The following is a 21495-nucleotide window of genomic DNA, read 5'->3' as shown; positions in this document are numbered from 1 at the left end:
CCTTCCGCGCCCGCCTCCACGCCTGCCTCTCCGTTCGAGACGCCGGCAGAGCGCGCACCCTCGGCGCCGCCCGCCGGAGAACCACAGCGCGCGGTCCGACCCGCGCCGCCGTCGTTCCGCGACGGAGCGCTCTCGGACGAGCATCCGCAGATGCCGACGATCCGCCCGGTGCCATCGGCTTACGGAGACGTGCAGACGGCCGCCGACGCTCCGGTCGCCGCAGAGCCGAGCGTGGCCGAGGCGCCGCCCGCACCTGAGGCGCCACTCGCACCCGAGGCGCCGCCCGCCCCTGTGGGTGATGCGCCTGGTGTGCCGCCCGCGCCTGCCGCAGGGGTTCCTGCGATGCCTCCGGGTGGTCTCTCGGCTGACGTCGACAAGACGGTCGTCACCCCGCGCCCGACCGACGACGTCGTCGTCGACGACCTCGACGCCACGGTCGTCGTCGCCCGCAGACGAGGCATCCGTCGTTCGCTGGTGCTCGACGACGGGCGCACGTTCTCGCTGTCGGGCGCGAGCGTCGTGATCGGACGCAACCCGATCGGCGAACCGGGAGAACAACGGCTCGCTATCTCCGACACCACCCGCACGCTGTCGAAGACGCATGCCCGCCTCGTCGTGCATGACGACGAGTGGCGGCTCACCGATTTGCACGCCACGAACGGCGTCGTCGTCGTCGAGGATGACGGCACAGAGACACTGCTCGATCCGGGCGAGAGCGTCACCGGCAACGGCCGCTTCATCCTCGGTGAAGTGGGGATGCACGTGATCGCGGAGCGCGACTCGTGACCGTCTCGTCGGTCGTGCTGAACGTCGCGTCCATGACAGACACCGGGCTCACGCGCACAGCGAACGAGGACTCGATGCTGGTGGCATCGCCGGTGTTCCTCGTCGCAGACGGCATGGGCGGGCATGAGGCCGGCGACCGAGCGAGCGCTGCGGTGGTCGACGCGTTCGAGCCGTTGCGCGGGCTGGCCGTCGAGGTCGCCGACATCGGCGACGCCCTGAGTCGAGCCTCGGCGGTCGTCGACGACATCTCCGCCGATCACAAGCGCGGGGCGGGCAGCACGGTGACCGGTGTCGCACTCGTCGATCACGAAGGCTCACCGCACTGGCTCGTCTTCAACGTCGGCGACTCCCGCGTGTACCGGCACCACGGCAACGAGCTGACTCAGCTGACGATCGACCATTCGCTGGGGCAGGAGCTGGTGGATGCCGGTGAGCTCCGTGCAGAGGACCTCTCGTCGTTCTCGCAGCGCAACGTCATCACCAGGGCGATCGGCGCGCCCGACAGCACGGCCGACAGCTGGTTGCTGCCGGTGGTCGACGGCGAGCGACTGCTGCTCTGCTCCGACGGGCTCAGCGGCGAGGTGAGTGACGAAGCGATCCGCGCCACGCTGACCATGAACGGGCGACCGGAGACGGCCGCTGCGGCTCTCATCAGCCGTGCGCTCAAGGCGGGCGGCCGCGACAACGTGTCGGTCGTCGTGATCGACGTGGTCTCGGGAGGCGCGCGCACGCGACCGGACGACAGCACGGCCGGTCGCGAGGCCGCATCCGGCTCTCTCACCGACTCGAGCCTCGAGGGCACGACGATCCCGGTTCGCGTCAGATGACCGACGACGAATCCGAGGCCGAGGAGACGGTCATGCTGACCCGTCGCGATCGGCGCCGGGGACGGGCGGTCGCCGCGTCGCCGACCGAGCCGACAGCGCCGATCGAGCCGACAGCGCCGACCGAGCCGGAGACGGTCGGGGGGCCTGCCGACGATGTCGATGAGGCGACCGTCGTCGTCGACCGCAGCTCGGCGAGGTCCGACGAGCCGGCCGATGCTCTCGACGGGGAGCGCGAACAGGAACTCGTCGATGAGTCGACCGTGCTCGTGTCCAGGACGCCGCGGCGTGTGCGACGGAAGCGATCGGAACGCCAGGACGAACAGGGCGACGCCTCCGGCGATTCCGCGCCCGCTGCCGACGCCAGCGCCGAGCACAGCTCATTCGAGGCGCCCACCGACGCACCGGCGCCGGAGATCTACCGTCCGCGACCGGCGCCGCTCGGCCCTTCCGCCCCTCCCGTGGTGGTCGGCGCCGCCGCGCCCACCCGCGCGGTGGATCCGGAGCTGCCCTCCGTTGCGAAGCAGGGCCTGCGCTGGAGCACGGCCACCCTGCTGGCATTCGCCGCTGCCTGTGTCGTCTCGGTCGCCGGATTGGTGACGCTGGGCTTCGTCATCCTCGCCTGAGCGTCAGCCCACGGTGCCGTCACCGCTGGCGGGCCCCGGGACGCTGAGGAGTCCGCCCTCGCGTTCGACCTCGACCGGATCCACGGCCGGCTGATCTCTGCGGCGACGCAGCACGATGAGGATGCCGAGCACGCCGAGCAGGGTCGCTCCGCCGATGGTCGTGAAGAGCGCGGCTTCCCGTGTGAGCAGGAAGGGCGATGCGCCGTGGTCGGGGTCGACGGCGGCGGCGGGAGGACGTGCCGCACTCTCCGTGGTGTCGAAGTACGGGCTCACCGGCCCTCGGGTCGTCTCGTCCGGGAGCAGCTCGATGGCGGCGAACGGCTGGATGAATCCCCATCCGTTGATGTCGTCTCGTCTGTCGGCGTCGTCGCGCAGGGCCGTGGCGGTGAGTCGGTATGCCCATCCGGCCGGGGGGTCCTCGGGGTGCGCTTCGGCCACCAGCGCCGCGGCGGCGCTCGCATATCCGGTCGCGAAACTCGATGCGGGGGCATCGGAGGCGAAGACGCAGTCTCCGCCTCCGAGCGCCGCACTCAGCACGTTCATGCCGGGGGCCGTCACGCCGACCTGGGGGCCGTGGATCGATGCGTCGTTCGCGCGACCGCTCGCGTCGGCGGCGCTGACCCCGAGCACCTGCTCGTACGCCGCGGGGTAGCGGGCGCCGTCTTTCGCGTCGGGGTCGGACGCCCTGTTGCCGCCGCTGGCCACGACCAGCGCGCCGACGGCTGCCGCATGTTCGACGGCTGCGCGGAGATCGGGGGAATCGTTCGTCTGCGACATCGAGACGTTGATGATGTCGGCGCCGTTGTCGGCAGCCCAGTGGATGCCGTCCGCGATGCGCTGCGGCGTGGGCCCGAAACCCTTGTCCTTGTCCTGCTGCTGGTCGCTGCGGAAGACCCGCACGGAGAGCAGCCGTGCGTCGGGAGCGAGACCGACGACCCCGGAGCCGGCGACCGGCTGTGCGGCTATCTGGCCGGCGATCGCGGTGCCGTGGCCGGTGGTGTCGCTCAGGCCGTCGGCGCGCTCGCCGTCACCCACGAGGTCGACACCGCCGATGACGACTCCGGCGAGATGCGGGTTCGCCGCATCGATGCCCGAGTCGACGACGGCGACGACGATCCCTTTGCCCGTGGCGACACGGTTGGCCTCTTCGGCACCGAGCAGGGCGAGGGCCGGTGGGGCCTCGGGGGCGAACACGACAGTGCCCGGGGTGCAGGCCTCGCCGGCAGTGGCGGCCGGCACGCCCGTGCCGAGTGCCGCGAGCGACGACGCCGAAGAGGTGTTCGCCGTGTGTGACGCAGCTGCCGATGCCGGCGTGCTCGTCAGAACGGCGCCGAGCACGATCGAGCCCACCAGGAGGGTCGGAAGGGCGGCTCTGCGTCGACGCATCACTTCGTCCCTGAGCCGGGCGTCTCTCTGGCGGCCTCGGAGGTCAGTGCAGGCCCGGCTGCGAAGAACTCGATCCACGCGTCGGACACACGCCCGACGTCGTCGGGGGAGTAGCCGAGCTGAGCGATGGGGCCGCTGGCCGCATCCTCCGCGCTCTGTTCCGCGGCGGCGCCGGGGATCGCGAACGCGGTGCCTGATTCGTCGATGAGCACGGCCAGGCCGGCGGAGTCGTCGGATGCTCCGCTCACTTCGACGAGAGCGCCGCCGCCGACCGAGACGTCGACACCGGAGCGCTCTTCGGGCAGCTCGGTCGTGGTCGCCCCGAGCACGGTGCGAGCGTCGTCGGTGACCATCGCGCACGGCGTCTCGCCGGCCGCGAAGGTCGTCAGCGGCAGGCTCGGCCAATCCTCACCTCCGACATACGGAAGCGTCTCCACGTCTGCGATCTCGGCGGGTGAGACCTCCTGCACCGCGCCGGCCTCCTGCCCGCTGCCGAGCAGGTAGAGCTGGTAGGCGAGTGGACTGAGCCGAGCGATCTCGCCGGTCGCGAGCGCCACATAGCGTTCCTCCGCCGGGCTGCCCTGCGTGTGCACGATCGTCCCCGCCGTCAGATCGGTGCCGGGAACCGAGGCTCCCATCGCGTTGAGACTGATCGGCTCGAGATCGTCGCCCGACTCGAAGAGATTGAGCCAGCGCCCGTCGACCTCGAGGATGTCGCTGGTGCCGAGTCCGACGGCGCGGAGCACGGCGTTGGCGTCGTCCGCCGGAACGGCGTAGCGAAGACCGTCGGCGATCACGAACAGCTCGTCGCCGCGCTGGACGACGGCGCCGGTCCCGGTCGAGATCTCGGCGATCGGCCTGCTCGACAGCGACACCGACGCGCCCGCGGTGTCGTCGATGCAGGCCGTCCACGCGGAGTTGATCAGGGCGCCCGGGGCGGGCAGGTCGTCAGGTGCGCCCAGGATTCCGATCGACGGGCCGACCGGGATGCCGTCGAGTGCGGCCTGATCGGTGCGCACGACCGTGAACTCACCGGCGGGGATCAGCAGCCGCGCGCTGGCCGTGTTGATGACCGGATACAGCGTTCCTTCGACCGAGACGTAGCGGGCTCCGGTGTCGGTGGCCACGATCAGGCGATTGTTCTGCCAGTCGCCGGGGAGTCCCGGCTGCATGATTCCCCAGAACACCCCGACGAGGATGACACCGATCGTGAGTGCGACTCCGGCGACGACCGCGCGCAGCGGCTTCGCAGGGTCGAGCTCCTTGCCTCCGGGGGCCCCACCCGTGAATGCCGAGAGGAGTCGTCGCCTGCTGAAGCCCTGGGCCTCGATCAGATCCTTCTTGGTCGCCATGGGTCAGACGAGCCCGGCCGTGGTGACGCCGAGTGGCAGCAGCAGCGCGAGGGCGATGACCTCGACCGTGTCGCCGAGCCGCGTGAGTCGCAGACGTGCCTTCGGAGTCAGCAGGGTGAGACCGACCAGCATCACGGTGGCGACGACCAGGATCAGGAGCATCCATGTGCGGACGTCGGGGAGGGCCAGCGCCACAGTGACGCCGGTGACGGCAAGCCCGATCGCGCCGATCGCCATCAGGACGAGCACGCCGAGGCGGGCGTAGATCTGCCGCGACTGGAACATCATCCCGACGAATGCGAACACGCACAGCAGGGCACCCCAGACGCCGCTCGCGGCGACCAGCGGCGTCGCGGTCAGAGCAGCGAGGCCGAGCGCGGCGCGGAGTGCGATCAGGGTGCGCGTCCCCGCCGCAGCCCGGCGCTTGACCTCGTCGGCGTCGATCGGCTCCGGCGCCGCGAACATGTCGGCATCGCTCTGCGGAGAGATGACCCTGATCCGCGTGGAGCTGAGCGCGAGCCAGGGGATGCCGTTCGCGAGCAGCGCTGTGGTCGCGAGCATGATCGCGTACGGGGCGAGTGCGTCGCCGAAGATCGCGGCGGAGGTCGCGGTGACGCCGATCGAGGCGCCGAGCGCGATCGGCACGAGGTGGATCTCGGGCTTCTCCTGCGTCACGGCGAGGCCCAGGCCGCCGACGATGATGAGCCCCAGACCCATGGCGGCGAGCGGCCAGCCCCAGATGCTCTGCACCGGAACGGCGAGGTAACCGGCGAGTCCGCCGTAGGCCGCCGCGGTGAGTCCGAGTGCGTGCCCGGCCTCGGGCTGACGGAGACGCATGAGCACGGCAGCCGCGACGCTGAGCACGATGGCCCCCGACGCCGCGATGATCGCCGGCACGAGCGAGGCGGGCGGAGTCGCGACCAGCAGCAGCGCGCAGAGGGCGAGGAAGGTGAGGCTGACGAAGAGGGCGGTGCGCGAGCTGTCTGCCGGCGTCCAGGAGCCGTGCTGCTCGGCCGTGGCATCGAGCACCGCTTCGACGACGTCGTCGTAGACACGCGGCTCCTGCATCAGGCCGCCGCGGACGAGCGTCAGCAGCTCGCCGTCGTGCACGCCCTGCGCCGCCGCTCCACGTGCGGGGTCGAGAGGGGTGCCGTCGGCTCGCTGCAGCGAGTAGCCGCCATGGGTGAGCGTCGGGTCGAGCACGCCGAGACTCCGGGCGAAGCCGGGGATGATCTCGACGAGCGGGATCTGCGACGGCACGCCGACGTCAAGCCGGCGGTCGTCGCTGACGACGGAAAGCCGCAGCACGGTGCCTGCCGTTGCGCTCTGAGTCATGGAACGATGCCCCCTCCATGGTGTGCAGCCGAGCGGGAGGAGACCCGGGGCTGCGCATTCCGCCTTTCACCCTAGTTGAGGCGTGCGGCAACGCGTAGTCGCGGAGCGGGAGGTTTTCTCCATCGATCGGACGATCTTTGCAAGACTGATGTCAGAGGTTGACGAGAGGGCGGTATGAGCGACACTGATTTCTGGCTCAATCCCGCCGGGCTGCGGGAGCAGGCGGGAGCATTCACGCAGTATGCCGACCAGGCGGCGAGCGCGCGTGCATGGTTGGAGGGCCGTACGATCACCGACGACGGCAGCTACGACGCCTACACGCGAGTCGCGGGTGCGGCGATCGAGATCAGGTCGTCGCTGATCGACTGGTTCGATCACCTCGAGCAGGTGCTCGACGGCACGGCCACCGAGCTGATCGCCGTCGCGGACGAGGGCGAAGGCATCGACATGGAGCAGGCCGCGCTCATCGACGCGACCGATCCCGACGTGTACAACGACAACGCGCAGACGCCGTCGGGGGACCCGGAACTCGCTCCCAGCTATGACCGCACCGACGACTCGCTTCCGGTGTGGGGACCGCCGACCGGGGGAGCGGCCTTCTTCTGCGATCTCGGCAGCCACGACGAGCTCAACCAGCTGAGCACGAACCTCGTGCCGGGTGACCTGCTGAGTCCGAGCGAGTGGATCGACACCGTGCTCGGGTGGTTGGGTGCCCAGACGCTGCCGCAACGCGTCCTCGAGACCTACGGCGGTCGCTGGGGCGACATCCAGCAGTTCGCCGACACGATCAACGGCCTGGCATCGCTCGTGGACGACATGCACGGCCACCTGGCCAGCGCCGCAGCCTACGCGGGTGTCCAATGGCAGGGGTACGCGTCCAACAGTGCGCAGGCCTACCTCGAAGACCTGTTGAACGCCCTCTCGGATGCGCAGAGCGCGCTCGCCGACGCCGGGACCGTCTTCTCCGACTACTGCACCGGCGTCATCCAGTCCGCGGAGCAGATCGCCGGCGCGATCTACGGGCTCTACGACGCCGTGCTCGTCGCAGCTGCGGGCGCCGCGTTCGGCACGGGGACTGTCTGGACGGGCGGTGGCGGACTCATCGGCTACGGCACGGCCGGCGTCTCGTTGCTGTGGGCGTTCAAGAAGCTCGCTGACGTGAACGACATCCTGCAGGACCTCTCGAGCCTGTACTCGATTCTCGAAGCGCTGGGCAATCTGTCCGGCGATCTGTCGAACTTCGCCGCGACCATGCCCGTACCGACGATGGAGCAGACCTCATGAGGCCGGATGCGGGAGCGAACCGGAGTTCCGAGCACCTCGACCCCGACGTGGCGTTCGCCGGTCGGGTGAGCTCCGAGCGTGCGCCGTTCGCACTCCCGACCGTCGCCGCGAGCGCCCCGGTGCTCGTGCAGTTGACGACGCAGATGCGGGAGGCGCGTGACAGCACTGACGACCCGGATCTGCGAGGGGTGCTGGACCGCATCCTTCAGGGACGCGCGCCGCTGTCGGCGCTGCTCGCGGGGGGAGTCCTTCCCACCCCGCCCGCAGCCATGCCGGATACACTGCGGGAGCTGTTGGAGACGAACGGGGAGACCCAGCGATGATCGGGCTGAGAGTATCGACCGCCAGGGGTGCCCTGTCGGGCATCGACGGGGGCATCGAAGAGATCTCCCGCATTCTCGACGCGCTTCGTGATGAGACGGCCGTGCTCGAATCCCGTTGGGACGGCGACGCCCGAGAAGCCATGTCCGTCGCCGTGCGTGACTGGAACGCGTCCATCGAGCGGTTGCGTCTCATCGGGCGCGAGGCGAGCCGCGTCGCGGGTCAGACGGTCGACCGGGTCGACGAATTCGATCGCCGCCGATCCGGTGCGTGGCACCGGTGAGGCGGCGGGCCACGACAGCCGCCCTCGCCACGGCGGCGCTGGTGTTCGCGCTCGCGGGGTGCGCGCCCGGCGCGTCGACGGGACTCACCGTGACGTACGAGGTGGACGGCGCGGAACGGACGCTGACTCTCGATCCCGACCAGATCACCTGCGATGCGGAGAGTGTGCACGGGCTCGCGATCTCGAACGATCCGCAGGGACGATTCTCGATAGACCTCGCCGGCGATCGCCGCGGGTCGGTCGGCGCCGGAAGCGACGACGGTCTGGTGCTGTTCGAAGCAACCGCGCTCGATCTCTCGGCATCCGGCACCGTGCTCACCATCGGCGCGTCCGAGGGCCAGGTCTCTCTCGTGGAGGGGTGGTCCCCGGGGGACGACGTGAATGTCGGAGCCGATGACGCCGAGCAGTACCCGGCGGCGCTGTCGGGCTCGATCGTCTGCGACGATCCGATCACCGTGCCGACCCCGGAGCCCGAGGCGTCGGAGTCGGCAGCGCCCGTCGGCGTGAGTGTGAGGTTCACGGCCGGAGACACCGTGCACACTGCTGCGTTCACGCCGAGCACGGTGTCGTGTGACGCGCGGGTCACGGCTGCGGGTGTCGAGCCCCATCCCGGCACACTCTCCTTCGATTCGTCGGGGCGGGTGCAGGCGACCGTGTCCGATGACACGGGAACGACCGAGTTTCGCGCAGACGGGGCGGAGGTCGTCGCGGAGAGCGACGGCTCGTACTGGCTGAGGGGAATCGACGGCGACGTGCGGTTCTGGGAGGGACAGACGGGGGGAACTCTCTCGCCCGAGGACGCGGAGACGGGGACCGGCACGTTGAGTGCGCTGATCGTGTGCCCGTAGCGGTGCCCAGCGCTCACTTCAGGGTCGCTCCGCGATTTCTCCATCGAACGCACGAATGAGGTGCGGATACGGCCGGTGTTCTGGCGCATCCTGTCGATCTGATCTAGCCTGGCTCCTGAAACGAATCGTGGGGGGTTGTTTCGAAGTCGTCCCAACACTGGGATGCGCTCCCCCGCACGTGTGTCCGTGAGGACCGGAGGGAGTGAGTTATGGCTGATGTCATCTCCGCAGAAGAAGGGGCTCTGCGCCGCGGAGCCCAGGCGGTGCGGGAGACCAAGTCCGGGATCGACCAGCAGACCAAGAAGGTCCGCAGCGAGATCGAGCAGCTGCGTGGCTTCTGGACGGGTGCGGCTGCCGTATCGTTCACGACGCTGATGTCCCGCTGGGACGAGCAGGCTCGTCAGCTCAACGAGGTCCTCGTGACGCTCGAGGATGCCCTCGCCGGCACCGAGCGCGACCAGGCTGCAACCGAAGAAGCTCACCAGCAGACCATCTCGGGCCTCGGCTCGATGATGGGTTCCTGAGCGAAGACCACAGAGATTTCAAGGAGAACATGATGCAGTCGATGTCAGTTCGCCCGGAGCAGGTCAATGCTCTGGCAGCGCAGATCCGCAGCGGGTCGCAGGGTATCCGTTCAGAGCTCGACCGTCTCGAGTCCGAGGTCGGCAAGCTGCGTGCGGCGTGGGACGGTTCCGCGCAGCAGGCCTACGACCAGGCTCAGGCCAAGTGGAACCGCTCGCTGAGCGAGATGCAGCAGCTTCTCACGCAGATCGCGGGCAAGACCGAGGAGATCTCGGGCCAGTACGTCCAGACCGACAAGTCGGCCGCCGGGCGCTTCGGAGCCTGATCCCGTGGCGCGGGCCCGAGGCAGAGATGCCCGGGTCCGCGCCGTCTGCTGTGCTGTTCGTCCGAGTTTCCGGACGGTTCAGCAGATGTCGCGGGATTCGTCGTTGTGAAAGAGGAGGGTGTCGATGGTAATCGCAATCGACTTCGAGCAGATCTTCGCTGAGCTCAAGCGCATCTCACGCGAACTCGAGCACTTCCCGGCGGCCGAGGAGGTCACCGTCGTCGAGGGCGGCGTGTCGGAGACGACGAGCGCGTTCCGCGAGGAGCTGCGCCGCGCGGCGCAGCGTATGGGCGCGGCCACCTCGAAGACCGTCGAAGCGTTGACGCAGGCGCAGGAGACGATCCGCGCGGCGGTCATGCAGATGGCTGAGCAGGATGCGGCGCTCGCCGATGAGAGCAAGATGATCATCCAGCTGCTGGATTCCGCGGTCGCCCAGGCGAACGAGACTCCGGTCGCGGCGGGCGCGTCTCGCACCGGCAACGGCGGTGGCGGCAACGGCGGTGGCGGTGGTGGAACCGAATCCGGTGTCGACGCCGGATCGGGTTCCGGCGACACGACCGTCGAGGCCGACTACTGATGAGGAGTCCGCACCGCCTCGTCGCGGTGCTCGGCGCGATTGCGCTGGGCGCGGCGATCGCCGCGCCGGCGAGCGCGGCGGCGGAGGACCTCGCCTCGGGCCTCTGGTGGTTCGACCGCGGAAACGTGCAGGAGGCGCACGATTCGGGTTTCGACGGCTCCGGCGTCACGGTCGCGGTGATCGACTCGCAGATCAATCCCGACGCCATCGGGCTCCGCGGTGCTGATCTGCAGGTCCGCGAGAACACCTACTGTCATGACCCCGCCGGTGCTCCCATCCCGACAGCCTCCTCGGACTACGTGGCCGCCGGACACGGCACGAACGTCGTGTCGATGATCCTCGGCACGGGGGAGGCCCCCGCCGGGGGTGTGCCGATCGAGGGGGCAGCACCCGGCGCGACGGTGAAGTACTACTCGGCAGGCCTCGAGGACCCGCAGACCGGCGAGGTGTCGTGTGCGCTCGAGGACGGCGAACAGACGACCACCGACTACACCGGGGCATCCGCAGAGGCGATGTCCTTCGCCATCTCCGATGCGATCGATGACGGCGCAGACATCATCTCGATCTCCAGCGGCGGCTATGCCTCCGTCCTCGGTGGTGTGTCGAAGGCCATCGCGGCCGGAGTGCCGATCATCGCGAGCCTCCCCAATGAAGGCGGTGTCGGCGACCAGCCCGCAGGTCTGAACGGTGTGGTCGGCGTGCAGGCGTTCGGTTCGGACGGAGCGATCGCGACCTTCCCGAGCGGAGACCCCAACCTGAGCGACGACGTCGGCACCGCCGCGCCCGGAATCGGAGTCCTCCTGCAGGGCACCGAGGCGTCCTGGGACGAGCAGCGACTGGCGAGGGGAACGTCGTACGCGACGCCGATCGTCTCCGGGTTCCTCGCGGTGGTCAAGCAGAAGTACCCCGATGCCACGGGAAATCAGCTGCTCCAGAGCCTGATCCACAATTCGGGGACCAAGGGCGAGCATGAGCCCGAGTGGAACAACAGCACCGGCTACGGCGCCGCGTCGCTGACCGGGATGCTCGCGGTCGACCCCACGAAGTACCCCGACGAGAATCCTTTCTTCGATCCGGACGATCCCAACGCGTTCCCGAACGCCGATGACGTGGCGAAGGCCGCCGCGGATCTCGACGTCGGATCCACACCCGAACCGACCGAGACGAGCGCCGCACCCGACGAGCCGGGCGCCGCGAGCGCCGGGGTGATGCCGTGGGTCATCGGCGGCGGCGTCGTCCTGCTCGTCGGTGGCATCGTGCTCGCCGTCACACTCACCAGATCTTCGAAAAGACGTACCGACCACACAGGGGGGCAATCATGACCGGCAGGTATGAAGCCGAGTTGAATCGCATCCGTTCGATCGAGGACTGGCGGATTCCCAAGGCCGCGGCTCTGAGATCCGCTCTCGACTCGCTGCACGACGCGATCACCGCGGTCACCGCGTCAGAGGCGTGGGACAGCAAGACGCGTGATGCCGCGAACGCCGCCCTGACCGACATCCAGAGCCAGATCCGCACCATCGGCGATGCTGTGACCTCGATCGACTCCGCCGTCACTCAGGCCAACAACGCCAGGCGCGCGGCGAGTGATGCAGAGCTGCCGTCGGCGACGGTCGATCCGTTCTGGGCGAACGCGGCGAAGGGCGCCTCCTTCGTGGTGCATCCGTTCCTCGGCCCGATCGCGGCGGACAAGGCCATCGACGTGATCGGCGACTTCCTGGGCAACCAGCGCGAGGCGGAGGCCGAGCGCACGGTGAAGAGCATCGAGAAGTCGCTCGTGCCGCCCACGGAATCGGTCCGGGCTTCGGCGGAGACGCTCGGCGCGGTCGACTATCGCGAGTATGACGATGGTCCCGGGGGCGGCGACAGCGGGGGTGACGGCCCCTCCATCGACAGCCCGTCGATCACCTACCCCGGCGGTGGCAGCGGCCCCGGTGGCGGCGGAAGCCAGCCCAGCGGCAGTGGCGGCGGCGGTGGCGGAGGAGGCGGAGTCGGCGAGTACCTGCCGCCCGTGCCGACGAACCCGACCTTCCCGATCTACCCCGACGACCCGACCTTCCCGAACCACCCGGAAGACCCGACGTTCCCGACCTACCCGGACGACCCGGGCAACTCGGAGTACGACCCGGACGGCCCGGGCGTGGGCGACGGCAGCGATGACCCCACGGTCGATTTCCCGGGCGGCGGAGTGCTGCCCGGCGGCTCCGGTGGCGGAAGCGGTGGTGGCTCGTCACTGAACCCCGGCGGGACGTTCCCCGGAGGGGGGACCCCCGGTGGTCTGCTCCCCGGTGGTGCGGGCGGCGGCGGCATCGGCGGGATCGTCGGCGGTGGCGCCGGCGCAGCGGCGATCGCCGCTGGTTCGAAGATCGCCGGAATCGGCAGCATGGGTGCTCTGGGCGGCTCGGGTCTCGGCGGAGCATCCGGTGCAGGGCTCAAGGCCGGTGGCGGCCTGCTCGGCAACTCCGCCCTCGGCGGCGCCGGCGGTGTCGGCGGTTCGGGTGGCGCGGCAGGTTCTGCTCGCCCCGGAGGCATCGGCGGCGTCGGCGGCGTCGGTGGTGCCGGGGGCACCGGCGGTGCAGCAGGCTCGTCGGGCGCAGCGGGATCTGGCATGCGTCCGGGGATGGGCATGATGGGCGGCGCCGGTGGCGACGAGGATGAGAAGGCCAAGCGCTCGGGACTCGGCGGTCCGATCGCTCCCAAGCTCGAGGACGAGGACGAACGAGGGCCCCGCGCCAAGGGTGCGCAAGCGGGTTCTCGCGACGACCACGCAAGCTGATCCGCGTGAGCGGAAGAGGGGGCGTGCGGCCGAGGCCGCGCGCGGTCGATAGGGTGCAGGTGTGTCAGTCGATATCGTAGAGCGGCGCCGCATCGTGCTCCAGAGCGAGGATCGGCGTATCGATCTCTCGCTTCCGTTCGACGAGACCCTCGACGATGCACTGGTGCTGAGCGGTCTGTCGACGGCGGACCGATTCGTGACCGTCGGCCCGGGAGGATTCGAGGTACCCGGCGACACCGAATGCGAAGACCTCATCGACGGCGGTCTGTACGCGCTGATCGATCGCGCGGCTCTCGCCCCCCGCGCGGCGGGTGAGGTGGCGGATGCACCCACCAGAGCCGATCACGGGGCGCGGTGGTGGATGCTCGCCGTCAGCGGTCTGCTCCTCGTCGCCGTGTTCGCCCAAGGGGCGGGAGACCCGCTGCTGCGTCTGCTCGTCGCACTGGTCCTCGTCGTCGGAACCCTCGTCGGAGCGATCGCCTGGGCGCGCCGCGATTCGACGGCCGGCATCCGCGGCATCCTCGGCGTGCTCGCACCGGTGGTGATGTCGTTCGCTGCAGGTGCGCTGCTGATTCCGGCATCGCTCGAGTCGAGCGCCCACCTGTCGACGGCCTCCGGTTTTCTGGCAGCAGGCATCACGACCGCGGTCGTGGCGGTCTCGGCCCGAGCGCGTCCGATGCGGGCGGCCGCAGGAACCGCGACCGTGCTCCTCGTGGGTCTCGCGGCGGTCTGGGGGCTTGCGCTGCTGCTGCGCTGGGGCCCGGCCGAGGCGGCGGCCATCTCGCTCGGACTCGTGCCGCTCGGTCTGCGCGCGCTGCCGAGCAGCCTGGTGAACCTCCCCGAGGGGTACTTCATCGACTACAAGCACTTCATGACCAGCAGATGGACGGTTCGAGGGGCGATTCCCGAATCCGTCGGCCTGCTCCGCCCCGAGCGCATCATCGCCGTCGTCGACGATTCCTCGGCACGACTCATCGCCGGCACGGCGGTGCTCAGCGTCGTCGCCGCGCTGATGACCCCCATCGCGTTCCTCCGCCGGTGGACCGACGATCCGTTCGTGATCTCCGGCGGCATCGCGCTTCTCGTCTGCGTGGGCCTCGCGCTGCTGCTGACGCCCCGACACACGACCTCGCGCATCCTCCGCTGGCTTCCGCGTGCGGCCGCTGCCGTCGTGTTCCTGGTCGCCGGTCTGCAGGCATCCGCGGCGCTGGGCGCGGGCTTCCAGGTGCTCGGCGCCCTCGCGCTGTTCGCTGTCGGTCTCACCGCGGTCGCGGTCATCATCCCCGTCGCGCGCGGAGCGAGCTCGCTCATCTGGTCGCGCTTCGGCGACGCCTTCGAATGGCTCGCCGTCGCGCTCGCCCTTCCCGCAGCGCTCCTCTATGCGAATGCGCTGTCTCTCGTTCGTGGAATGATGGCGGGATGAGCGGGAACGGCGAACCACAGCCCCGGCCGGGCGGTGGCACCATCCCACCCGTGCATCCGGGACCCAGCCAGCCCGGGGAGGTCCCTGCGCTGCCGCCGGCGCTGATCGCGGCTCCGCCGGGTGTCGACGGCGCCCCGCTCCGATCCGGATCCACGCCTCCCGCACCCACGCCGATCGCCCAGACCCGTGTCAGAACGAGACGCCCCTCCGACGGGCTCGGCCCTGCTTTCATCGGCGTGCCCGCAGGCACCGCAGCGCGCATCGCCGCCTTCACACTCGACGCAGCGGCGGTGATCCTCGCCGCCGCGATCGTCCTGATCACCACCCGCAGCATGCTGCTCGCGGGGCTCACGATCGCCGAGCTCGCGATCTTCCTGTGCGTGCTCGAAGCGCGCACCGGCCTCACCATCGGCAACGCCGTGCTGCGTCTTCGGGCCTCTCGCGGCGACCGGCCCTTCTCACCGGGCGTCGGGCGCCAGTTCGTGCGCGCGATCATCACCGGCGCTGGTTTCGTGGTCGCGGTCGGCAGCTGGGTCGTCGTCGCGTCGAGCGCGTGGGATCGCGGCGGTCGTCGTCAGTCCTGGGCCGATCGTGTCGCCGGCACCGTCGTGGTGTCGGTCCCGCCCCGTGCGGTCGCCGAAGCGCACCAGACGGTCTCCGTCGACGAGGCCGCTGCGCCCTTGGCCCCGCCGCAGGTCGTGCCTCTCGGGGCGCACCCGTCGGTCGTCGACGAGGACTCCGAGCCGACCGACGCGCGCGCGGCCTCGCACCGCACCGAGACACCCGCACCCGTGACGCAGGGCGACGACAGACCGCTCTTCACCATCGCGCCGGCGGCAGCCCCGCAGAACGACGCCGGCGCCCCGGCATCCGAGTCCGGAGCACTGCTCCTGATCTTCGACACGGGACAGCGCGTCCAACTCGGGCTGCCGCTCGCAGCGAATCTCGGACGCGCGCCGGTGGGCAGCGTGCACGACGACCGACTCGTGATCGTGACCGACCCCGACTCCTCCGTGTCGAAGACGCACCTGCGTCTCGAGCATTCGCGCGGCCGTACCTGGGTCACGGACTTCGGATCCACCAACGGTTCCGACATCCGATCCGACGACGGGCAGACGACCGAGCTCGTCGCCGGCGAGCGCGTCCTGCTCGACGACGCCGATCGTGTCAGGATCGGCAACCGCAGCTTCACCATCAGCCTCCTGCTGGGCACAGACAGCAGCGCCGGAGAGAGAGCATGACAGGACCCCGTCTCGCGCCGCCCCGCGTCCCCTCCGGGAAGCTCCCCGTTCAGCCGCCGCCCGAACTGCAGCCCAACGACGGCGGCATGGGGATCCTCGGATCCCTGTTGCCGATGCTGGGCAGCGTGGGTGCGATCGTCATGGTCACGATGTCGAACCAGTCGGTCACGGGTCTGCTCACCGGCGGCATGTTCCTGCTGTCGTCGCTCGGGTTCGTCGCGGTGAACGGCTGGCGCCAGCGATCGCAGCGACAGGCTGCGACCCTCGGCGCGCGTCGCGAGTACCTCGCCTACCTGACCGAGCTGCGCCAGACCGTGCGTGTCGCGGCCCGGCAGCAGCGCCGCGCCGCGAACTGGCACCTTCCTGCGCCTTCGGCGCTGCCGTACATCGCCGAAGAGCGCACCAGGGTCTGGGAGCGCGGCATGAACGACCCCGACTTCCTCTCGGTGCGCATCGGCACGAGCGACCAGCCGCTGTGCATCTCGCTCGAGGCGCCCGAGCTGCCTCCGCTCGCGCAGCTCGACCCGGTCGCCGCCTCGGCCGCGCATCGGTTCATGCTGACGCATGAGCTCCAGAAGAACCTCTCGCTCGGTGTCACGCTGCGCGACTACGCCCGCGTCGAGATCACGGGGGACGAGACCGAGTCCCGCGGTCTCGCGCGCGCCATGCTGCTGCACCTCGCGACCATGCACGACCCGGACACGGTGCAGATCGTCATCGCCGCAGACGCGGCCGTCCTGCCGCAGTGGGAATGGGCGAAGTGGATGCCGCACACCCACTCGCGCACGGTCAGGGACGGCCTCGGCGCCGCCCGTATGATCGGCTCGCAGCTGTCCGAACTCGAGGACATGCTCCCCGCCGAGGTCCGCGAGCGGACGCGCTTCGCCCGAGACGGCTCCGGCGCCAAGGTGCCGCACATCGTGATCCTGACGGATGGGGTGACCACCTCGTTCAACGACGTGCTCGTGAGCGGCGGGGGTGTGCAAGGGGTGACCGTGATCGACCTCCCCTCCCGGTGGGGCGATCTCGACGACCCGAACGCTCTGCGCATCGCGTTCGAACCCGGCGACAAGGGCAGCCGAGCCGAGCTCGTCAGTCTTCAGGTGCCTGCGCGCCCGTTCGACGCCGACGCGATCAGCATCGTCGAGGCGGAGGCGACCGCGCGCCGACTCATCGCCCTCTACGCGGGCGGTACGACGGTCACGAAGAAGAAGAGCGCCACTGATCAGGCCGAGCTCGTCGAGCTGCTCGGCCTCCCCGACGTCCGTGATCTCGATCTCGACGCGGCGTGGTCGCCTCGACTCGAGCGGGATCGACTGCGGGTGCCCATCGGGCAGACGGAAGACGGCAGCCCGTTGATCCTCGACATCAAGGAGTCCGCTCAGCAGGGTATGGGCCCGCACGGTCTCATCATCGGTGCGACCGGTTCGGGAAAGTCCGAGGTTCTCCGCACGCTCGTTCTCGCGCTCGCGATGACGCATTCGCCCGAGCAGCTCAACTTCGTGCTCGTCGACTTCAAGGGTGGTGCCACCTTCGCCGGCATGGCCGACATGCCGCACGTGTCCGCGATCATCACGAACCTCGGCGAGGAGATCTCGCTCGTCGACCGCATGCAGGATGCGCTGCAGGGCGAGATGGTGCGCCGTCAGGAACTGCTCCGGGCGACCGGACCGTTCGCCAACGTCGCCGACTACGAGAAGGCCCGCCGGGGAGGTCGCACCGACCTCGCCCCGCTTCCCGCTCTCCTCATCGTCGCCGACGAGTTCTCCGAGCTGCTGTCCGCCAAGCCCGAGTTCGTCGACACCTTCGTGAACATCGGCCGGCTCGGCCGTTCGCTGCAGGTGCATCTGCTGCTCTCTTCTCAGCGCCTCGAAGAGGGCAAGCTCCGCGGTCTCGACACCCATCTGTCGTATCGGATCGGTTTGCGCACCTTCTCGGCCGCCGAATCGCGCACCGTCCTCGGAGTCCCCGACGCCTACCACCTGCCCACGCAGCCCGGTGCCGGAATCCTGAAGTCCGACACCGAGACCATGACGCAGTTCCGGGCGGCCTACGTGTCAGGACCCCCGCCCCGCCGTCGGCGTCGTGCGGCATCCGGCTCTGCGCAGAGCACCGGCTCGACTGCGGTCGAGCTCTTCACCGCCGCGCCGGTGTGGCGGGCCGAGACGACGGTCGAGGAGCCCGAGGTCGTCGTCGACGCCGAACCGGAAGAGAAGCGCAACACGTTCGAGATCGCCGTCGAGATGATGAGCGGACGAGGGCAGGCGGCCCACCAGGTGTGGCTGCCGCCGCTCGAGACCCCTGCCACTCTCGATCAGCTGTTCGGCGATCTCGTCGAAGACCCGGCGCTCGGTCTCATCTCCCCGCGGTGGAGAGGTGCGGGCGCGCTCACCGTGCCGCTCGGAATCGTCGACGTGCCGCTCGAGCAGCGCCGCGAGAATCTGGCCATCTCGCTCGGAGGCGCGGCCGGTCACATGGCGATCGTCGGTGCGCCGCTCAGCGGCAAGAGCACCCTCGCCCGCACCGCGCTGGTCGCTCTCGCCCTCACGCACACCCCGCAGGAGGTGCAGTTCTTCGTCATCGACTTCGGTGGCGGCAGCTTCACCGGCCTGCAGCGGTTCACGCACATCAGCGGCGTGGCCACGCGCTCGGAGCCCGACATCGTGCGCCGCACGGTCGCCGAGGTCACGAGCCTCCTCAACGCGCGCGAGGTGTACTTCCGCCAGAACGGCATCGACTCGATCGACACCTATCGGCAGCGCCGGGCCCAGGGGCTCGCGGATGACGGATACGGCGACATCTTCCTCATGGTCGACGGGTGGGGAACCCTGCGCGCGGAGTTCGAGATGCTCGAACCGCAGATCCAGGCCATCGCCGCGCGCGGACTCACGTACGGCGTGCACGTCGTCATCACGGCGTCGCGCTGGATGGAGGTCCGCGCCAACATCAAGGATCTCATCGGCACCCGCATCGAACTGCGCCTCGGTGACCCGACGGACTCCGAGGTCAACCGCAAGGCCGCGGAGAACGTCACGGCGATCCCGGGTCGAGGCCTCAACGAGAGCGGCCTGCAGATGCTCACCGCGCTCCCGCGAATCGACGGTGTCGACGATGCCTCCTCGCTCGCCGGAGGCATCGACGATCTCGTCACCCGCGTGGCATCCGCGTGGCACGGCCCCGCCGGGCCCAAGTTGCGTCTGCTGCCCTCGCGCATCAGTCACGCCGACCTCAGGGCCGTGGCCGCTGCCGCGTCGGCGGACGGCTCGGAGCCGCGTGAGATCCTGCTCGGCATCGACGAGGCGAACCTCGCGCCGTTCTCGATCGATCCGCTCGAAGAGCCACTGCTCTATCTCTACGGCGACGCCGACTCGGGCAAGTCGTCGATGCTCCGCGGCGTCGTGCACGAGATCACGCGTCTCTACGGCCCGTCCGAGGCGAAGATCTTCGTCGTCGACTACCGCCGCGCGCTGCTCGGCGAGATCCCGCAGGAATACCTCGGCGCCTATCTCACCTCGCACGAGATGACCGAGGGCGGGATGAGCGAGCTCGCGCAGTTCTTCCAGAGCCGCATCCCGGGCTCCGATGTCACACCCGACCAGCTGCGCTCTCGGTCGTGGTGGAAGGGTGCAGAGGGGTTCGTGCTGATCGACGACTACGACCTCGTATCGACGTCGCAGGGCAACCCCGTCGCGGTGCTCGCCCCGCTGCTCGCGCAAGCGGCAGACCTCGGTCTCCACGTGATCCTCACGCGCCGCACCGGTGGCGCGAGTCGTGCCGCGTACGATCCGATCATCCAGCGCATGACCGACCTGGGCGCCACCGGCATCCTGCTCTCGGGAAATCCTGAGGAGGGGCAGCTGATCGGCAAGGTCAAGGCGATCCCGGCGATCCCCGGTCGCGCCCAGATCGTCAGCCGCGACCGCGGCCTGGTGGCCGCGCAGCTGCTGTGGGTGCCGCCGAGCTACCAGTGATCGCGCAGGCGAAGGCCGCAGCCGAGCCCGGGACCACGCCCGCGTCGGATGTCAGCGGGTCGCGTCGGCGAGATGACGTGCGTCGTGGCTCAGCACCTTGACGATGATGCCGTGGCGACGCAGCTCTTTGGCTGTGCGCGCACCCTCTTCAGCGTCGCGGCCGAGAGCGTTGATGTTCGCCACGACGAGAACGTCTCCGGTCTTCAGCGTGCCGATGAGGCGCGACAGCCGATCGCTCCAGCTCTCGAGGATGTCGGGGGCGGGGTGACGGAACCCCTCGATCGGTACACCGAACCGCGTGAGGTCGTCGCGCTGCTCGACCACCGAGGGCATGCCCTCGCGCGAGACCACGAGTCCGACCAGGCGTGATCCGTCAGGGCGCGCGAGCCAGAAGTCGCGGTTCTGCTGCAGTTCGGTGAAGCACTTGGGGCACTCCGCTGCTGCGTGCGGCAGATGCAGCGGACTCGTCAGGGCCTCGTCGACGGATGCCGTTGCCTTCATGGGATCGATCGTCTCGCTCATCGCGCACCTCCGGCAACCATTCTGCCCTGATCCGAGCCTGAGCAGTGACCTTTCAGAGCATCCCGAGCGCCCGAACCGCTTCTCGCTCCTCGACGAGCTCAGCCACGGAGACATCGATGCGCGCACGCGCCCAGTCGCTGATCTCGAGCCCCTCGACGATCTGCCACTCTCCGTCGACCGACCGTACAGGGAAAGACGAGATGAGACCGGCCGGAACGCCGTACTCGCCGTGCGAGATCACGCCGGCAGAGGTCCAGTCGTCGGTGCCGTGCACCCAGTCGCGCACGTGCTCGATCGTGGCGTTCGCGGCGGACGCCACGGACGACGATCCGCGCACCTGGATGATCTCCGCCCCACGCTTCGCGACCCGGGGGATGAAGGTCTCGTCGAGCCACGCGTGCACATCGCCGACGATGGCCTCGAGCGCAGTCGCGACCGGCGTGCCGCCCACGGTCGCATGTGACACATCGGGGAACTGCGTCGCCGAGTGATTGCCCCAGATGGGCACCCGGCGGATCGTGTCGACCGGCACCGCCAGTGTCTGCGCGAGCTGCGCCTTGGCGCGATTCTCGTCGAGTCGGGTGAGCGCGGTGAATCGTTCGGCGGGGACTCCGTCCGCGGAGGCCGCTGCGATCAGCGCGTTCGTGTTCGCCGGGTTGCCCACCACGGTGACGCGCACGTCGGACGACGCGTGGGCGGCGATCGCTGCGCCTTGGGGGCCGACGATGCCGGCGTTCGCCGCGAGCAGGTCTCCGCGTTCCATCCCGGGGCCGCGCGGACGAGCGCCGACGAGCAGTGCGAGGTCGCACCCGTCGAAGCCGACGGCGGGGTCGTCGGTGACCTCGACGTGCTCGAGCAGCCCGAACGCGCCGTCCTGCAACTCGAGTGCTGCGCCTTCGGCGGCGCCCAGCCCCTGCGGTATCTCCAGCAGTCGCAGCCGTACCTTCTCTTCAGGGCCGAGCAGGTCTCCGGCGGCGATGCGGAAGAGCAGCGCGTATCCGATCTGTCCGCCTGCACCCGTGAGCGTGATCGTGGTGGTCATGACTCGAGCCTACGACCGTGGAGAGGCCGCTGTGCAGAGTACCCTCGTGGC

Annotated in this window: 20 protein-coding genes; 15 read left to right on the top strand and 5 right to left on the bottom strand. The window is 69.8% G+C overall.

Features of this window, described 5'->3' with window-relative positions; all coding sequences use genetic code 11:
• The 3 genes from QMA07_RS07735 to QMA07_RS07725 form a co-directional block, all read left to right on the top strand.
• Window positions 1-786 (top strand): FHA domain-containing protein (locus QMA07_RS07735; RefSeq protein ID WP_290160975.1); only part of this gene is annotated, 786 nt, incomplete at its 5' end.
• On the top strand, window positions 783-1613 hold the full coding sequence (locus QMA07_RS07730; RefSeq protein WP_290160974.1) for a protein phosphatase 2C domain-containing protein: 831 nt from the start codon (window positions 783-785) through the stop codon (window positions 1611-1613). The genes QMA07_RS07735 and QMA07_RS07730, both read left to right, overlap by 4 nt.
• Window positions 1610-2236, top strand: a complete 627-nt coding sequence (locus tag QMA07_RS07725) for a hypothetical protein (RefSeq protein WP_290160973.1) — start codon at window positions 1610-1612, stop codon at window positions 2234-2236. The genes QMA07_RS07730 and QMA07_RS07725 overlap by 4 nt, the downstream gene beginning before the upstream one ends.
• A gap of 3 nt (window positions 2237-2239) precedes the next feature.
• Here QMA07_RS07725 and QMA07_RS07720 read toward each other — a convergent pair whose 3' ends face one another.
• From QMA07_RS07720 to eccD, 3 genes are read right to left on the bottom strand one after another with little or no spacing between them, the layout of a single operon-like run.
• Complete coding sequence (locus tag QMA07_RS07720; RefSeq protein WP_290160972.1) at window positions 2240-3622, bottom strand: S8 family serine peptidase; 1383 nt, start codon at window positions 3620-3622, stop codon at window positions 2240-2242.
• A complete protein-coding gene (eccB, locus tag QMA07_RS07715; protein WP_290160971.1) occupies window positions 3622-4974 on the bottom strand; it encodes a type VII secretion protein EccB in 1353 nt (450 codons plus the stop codon). The genes QMA07_RS07720 and eccB overlap by 1 nt, the downstream gene beginning before the upstream one ends.
• A 3-nt stretch (window positions 4975-4977) precedes the next feature.
• On the bottom strand, window positions 4978-6309 hold the full coding sequence (gene eccD / locus QMA07_RS07710) for a type VII secretion integral membrane protein EccD (RefSeq protein ID WP_290160970.1): 1332 nt from the start codon (window positions 6307-6309) through the stop codon (window positions 4978-4980).
• Window positions 6310-6483: 174 nt separating this feature from the next.
• Here eccD and QMA07_RS07705 point away from each other — a divergent pair, with 174 nt between their 5' ends.
• The 12 genes from QMA07_RS07705 to eccCa all read left to right on the top strand — a co-directional run bounded on the left by QMA07_RS07705 (window position 6484) and on the right by eccCa (window position 19880).
• A complete protein-coding gene (locus QMA07_RS07705; RefSeq protein WP_290160969.1) occupies window positions 6484-7593 on the top strand; it encodes a hypothetical protein in 1110 nt (369 codons plus the stop codon).
• Window positions 7590-7916, top strand: a complete 327-nt coding sequence (locus QMA07_RS07700; protein WP_290160968.1) for a hypothetical protein — start codon at window positions 7590-7592, stop codon at window positions 7914-7916. The genes QMA07_RS07705 and QMA07_RS07700 overlap by 4 nt, the downstream gene beginning before the upstream one ends.
• A complete protein-coding gene (locus QMA07_RS07695) occupies window positions 7913-8197 on the top strand; it encodes a WXG100 family type VII secretion target (RefSeq protein WP_290160967.1) in 285 nt (94 codons plus the stop codon). Before QMA07_RS07700 ends, QMA07_RS07695 begins: the two co-directional genes overlap by 4 nt.
• Window positions 8194-9045, top strand: a complete 852-nt coding sequence (locus QMA07_RS07690) for a hypothetical protein (protein ID WP_290160966.1) — start codon at window positions 8194-8196, stop codon at window positions 9043-9045. Before QMA07_RS07695 ends, QMA07_RS07690 begins: the two co-directional genes overlap by 4 nt.
• Before the next feature lie 209 nt (window positions 9046-9254).
• Window positions 9255-9569: a WXG100 family type VII secretion target gene (locus QMA07_RS07685; RefSeq protein WP_290160965.1), complete on the top strand. Its 315-nt coding sequence runs from the start codon at window positions 9255-9257 to the stop codon at window positions 9567-9569.
• A 41-nt stretch (window positions 9570-9610) separates the two neighbouring features.
• On the top strand, window positions 9611-9892 hold the full coding sequence (locus tag QMA07_RS07680; protein WP_079113895.1) for a WXG100 family type VII secretion target: 282 nt from the start codon (window positions 9611-9613) through the stop codon (window positions 9890-9892).
• 124 nt (window positions 9893-10016) lie between these two features.
• Window positions 10017-10469, top strand: a complete 453-nt coding sequence (locus QMA07_RS07675; protein WP_290160964.1) for a hypothetical protein — start codon at window positions 10017-10019, stop codon at window positions 10467-10469.
• A complete protein-coding gene (locus QMA07_RS07670; RefSeq protein ID WP_290160963.1) occupies window positions 10469-11791 on the top strand; it encodes a S8 family serine peptidase in 1323 nt (440 codons plus the stop codon). The genes QMA07_RS07675 and QMA07_RS07670 overlap by 1 nt, the downstream gene beginning before the upstream one ends.
• Window positions 11788-13245, top strand: a complete 1458-nt coding sequence (locus tag QMA07_RS07665) for a hypothetical protein (RefSeq protein ID WP_290160962.1) — start codon at window positions 11788-11790, stop codon at window positions 13243-13245. The genes QMA07_RS07670 and QMA07_RS07665 overlap by 4 nt, the downstream gene beginning before the upstream one ends.
• 61 nt (window positions 13246-13306) lie before the next feature.
• A complete protein-coding gene (locus QMA07_RS07660; RefSeq protein WP_290160961.1) occupies window positions 13307-14668 on the top strand; it encodes a hypothetical protein in 1362 nt (453 codons plus the stop codon).
• On the top strand, window positions 14665-15909 hold the full coding sequence (locus tag QMA07_RS07655; protein WP_290160960.1) for an FHA domain-containing protein: 1245 nt from the start codon (window positions 14665-14667) through the stop codon (window positions 15907-15909). The genes QMA07_RS07660 and QMA07_RS07655 overlap by 4 nt, the downstream gene beginning before the upstream one ends.
• Window positions 15906-19880 (top strand): type VII secretion protein EccCa, encoded by a 3975-nt coding sequence (gene eccCa, locus QMA07_RS07650; RefSeq protein WP_290160959.1) that lies wholly within the window; start codon window positions 15906-15908, stop codon window positions 19878-19880. The genes QMA07_RS07655 and eccCa overlap by 4 nt, the downstream gene beginning before the upstream one ends.
• Before the next feature lie 51 nt (window positions 19881-19931).
• On the opposite strand, the gene QMA07_RS07645 is transcribed toward eccCa, so the two are convergent.
• Both QMA07_RS07645 and QMA07_RS07640 read right to left on the bottom strand, forming a co-directional pair.
• Window positions 19932-20402, bottom strand: coding sequence for a recombinase family protein (locus tag QMA07_RS07645; protein ID WP_052493032.1), 471 nt, complete (start codon window positions 20400-20402; stop codon window positions 19932-19934).
• Between the two features lie 52 nt (window positions 20403-20454).
• Window positions 20455-21444 (bottom strand): malate dehydrogenase, encoded by a 990-nt coding sequence (locus tag QMA07_RS07640; protein WP_290160958.1) that lies wholly within the window; start codon window positions 21442-21444, stop codon window positions 20455-20457.
• Window positions 21445-21495 lie beyond the last annotated feature (51 nt).

Source organism: Microbacterium sp. APC 3901 (assembly GCF_030407765.1).
Lineage (GTDB): Bacteria > Actinomycetota > Actinomycetes > Actinomycetales > Microbacteriaceae > Microbacterium.
This window is presented reverse-complemented; position numbering and strand designations above follow the sequence as displayed.

What these genes read in the sequence shown, in the direction of transcription:
- QMA07_RS07725 (WP_290160973.1), top strand. Translation starts at nt 1,610, where the DNA reads ATGACCGACGACGAATCCGAGGCCGAGGAGACGGTCATGCTGACCCGT.
- QMA07_RS07720 (WP_290160972.1), bottom strand. Translation starts at nt 3,622, where the DNA reads ATGCGTCGACGCAGAGCCGCCCTTCCGACCCTCCTGGTGGGCTCGATC.
- eccB (WP_290160971.1), bottom strand. Translation starts at nt 4,974, where the DNA reads ATGGCGACCAAGAAGGATCTGATCGAGGCCCAGGGCTTCAGCAGGCGA.
- eccD (WP_290160970.1), bottom strand. Translation starts at nt 6,309, where the DNA reads ATGACTCAGAGCGCAACGGCAGGCACCGTGCTGCGGCTTTCCGTCGTC.
- QMA07_RS07705 (WP_290160969.1), top strand. Translation starts at nt 6,484, where the DNA reads ATGAGCGACACTGATTTCTGGCTCAATCCCGCCGGGCTGCGGGAGCAG.
- QMA07_RS07700 (WP_290160968.1), top strand. Translation starts at nt 7,590, where the DNA reads ATGAGGCCGGATGCGGGAGCGAACCGGAGTTCCGAGCACCTCGACCCC.
- QMA07_RS07695 (WP_290160967.1), top strand. Translation starts at nt 7,913, where the DNA reads ATGATCGGGCTGAGAGTATCGACCGCCAGGGGTGCCCTGTCGGGCATC.
- QMA07_RS07685 (WP_290160965.1), top strand. Translation starts at nt 9,255, where the DNA reads ATGGCTGATGTCATCTCCGCAGAAGAAGGGGCTCTGCGCCGCGGAGCC.
- QMA07_RS07680 (WP_079113895.1), top strand. Translation starts at nt 9,611, where the DNA reads ATGTCAGTTCGCCCGGAGCAGGTCAATGCTCTGGCAGCGCAGATCCGC.
- QMA07_RS07675 (WP_290160964.1), top strand. Translation starts at nt 10,017, where the DNA reads ATGGTAATCGCAATCGACTTCGAGCAGATCTTCGCTGAGCTCAAGCGC.
- QMA07_RS07670 (WP_290160963.1), top strand. Translation starts at nt 10,469, where the DNA reads ATGAGGAGTCCGCACCGCCTCGTCGCGGTGCTCGGCGCGATTGCGCTG.
- QMA07_RS07665 (WP_290160962.1), top strand. Translation starts at nt 11,788, where the DNA reads ATGACCGGCAGGTATGAAGCCGAGTTGAATCGCATCCGTTCGATCGAG.
- QMA07_RS07655 (WP_290160960.1), top strand. Translation starts at nt 14,665, where the DNA reads ATGAGCGGGAACGGCGAACCACAGCCCCGGCCGGGCGGTGGCACCATC.
- eccCa (WP_290160959.1), top strand. Translation starts at nt 15,906, where the DNA reads ATGACAGGACCCCGTCTCGCGCCGCCCCGCGTCCCCTCCGGGAAGCTC.
- QMA07_RS07645 (WP_052493032.1), bottom strand. Translation starts at nt 20,402, where the DNA reads ATGAGCGAGACGATCGATCCCATGAAGGCAACGGCATCCGTCGACGAG.
- QMA07_RS07640 (WP_290160958.1), bottom strand. Translation starts at nt 21,444, where the DNA reads ATGACCACCACGATCACGCTCACGGGTGCAGGCGGACAGATCGGATAC.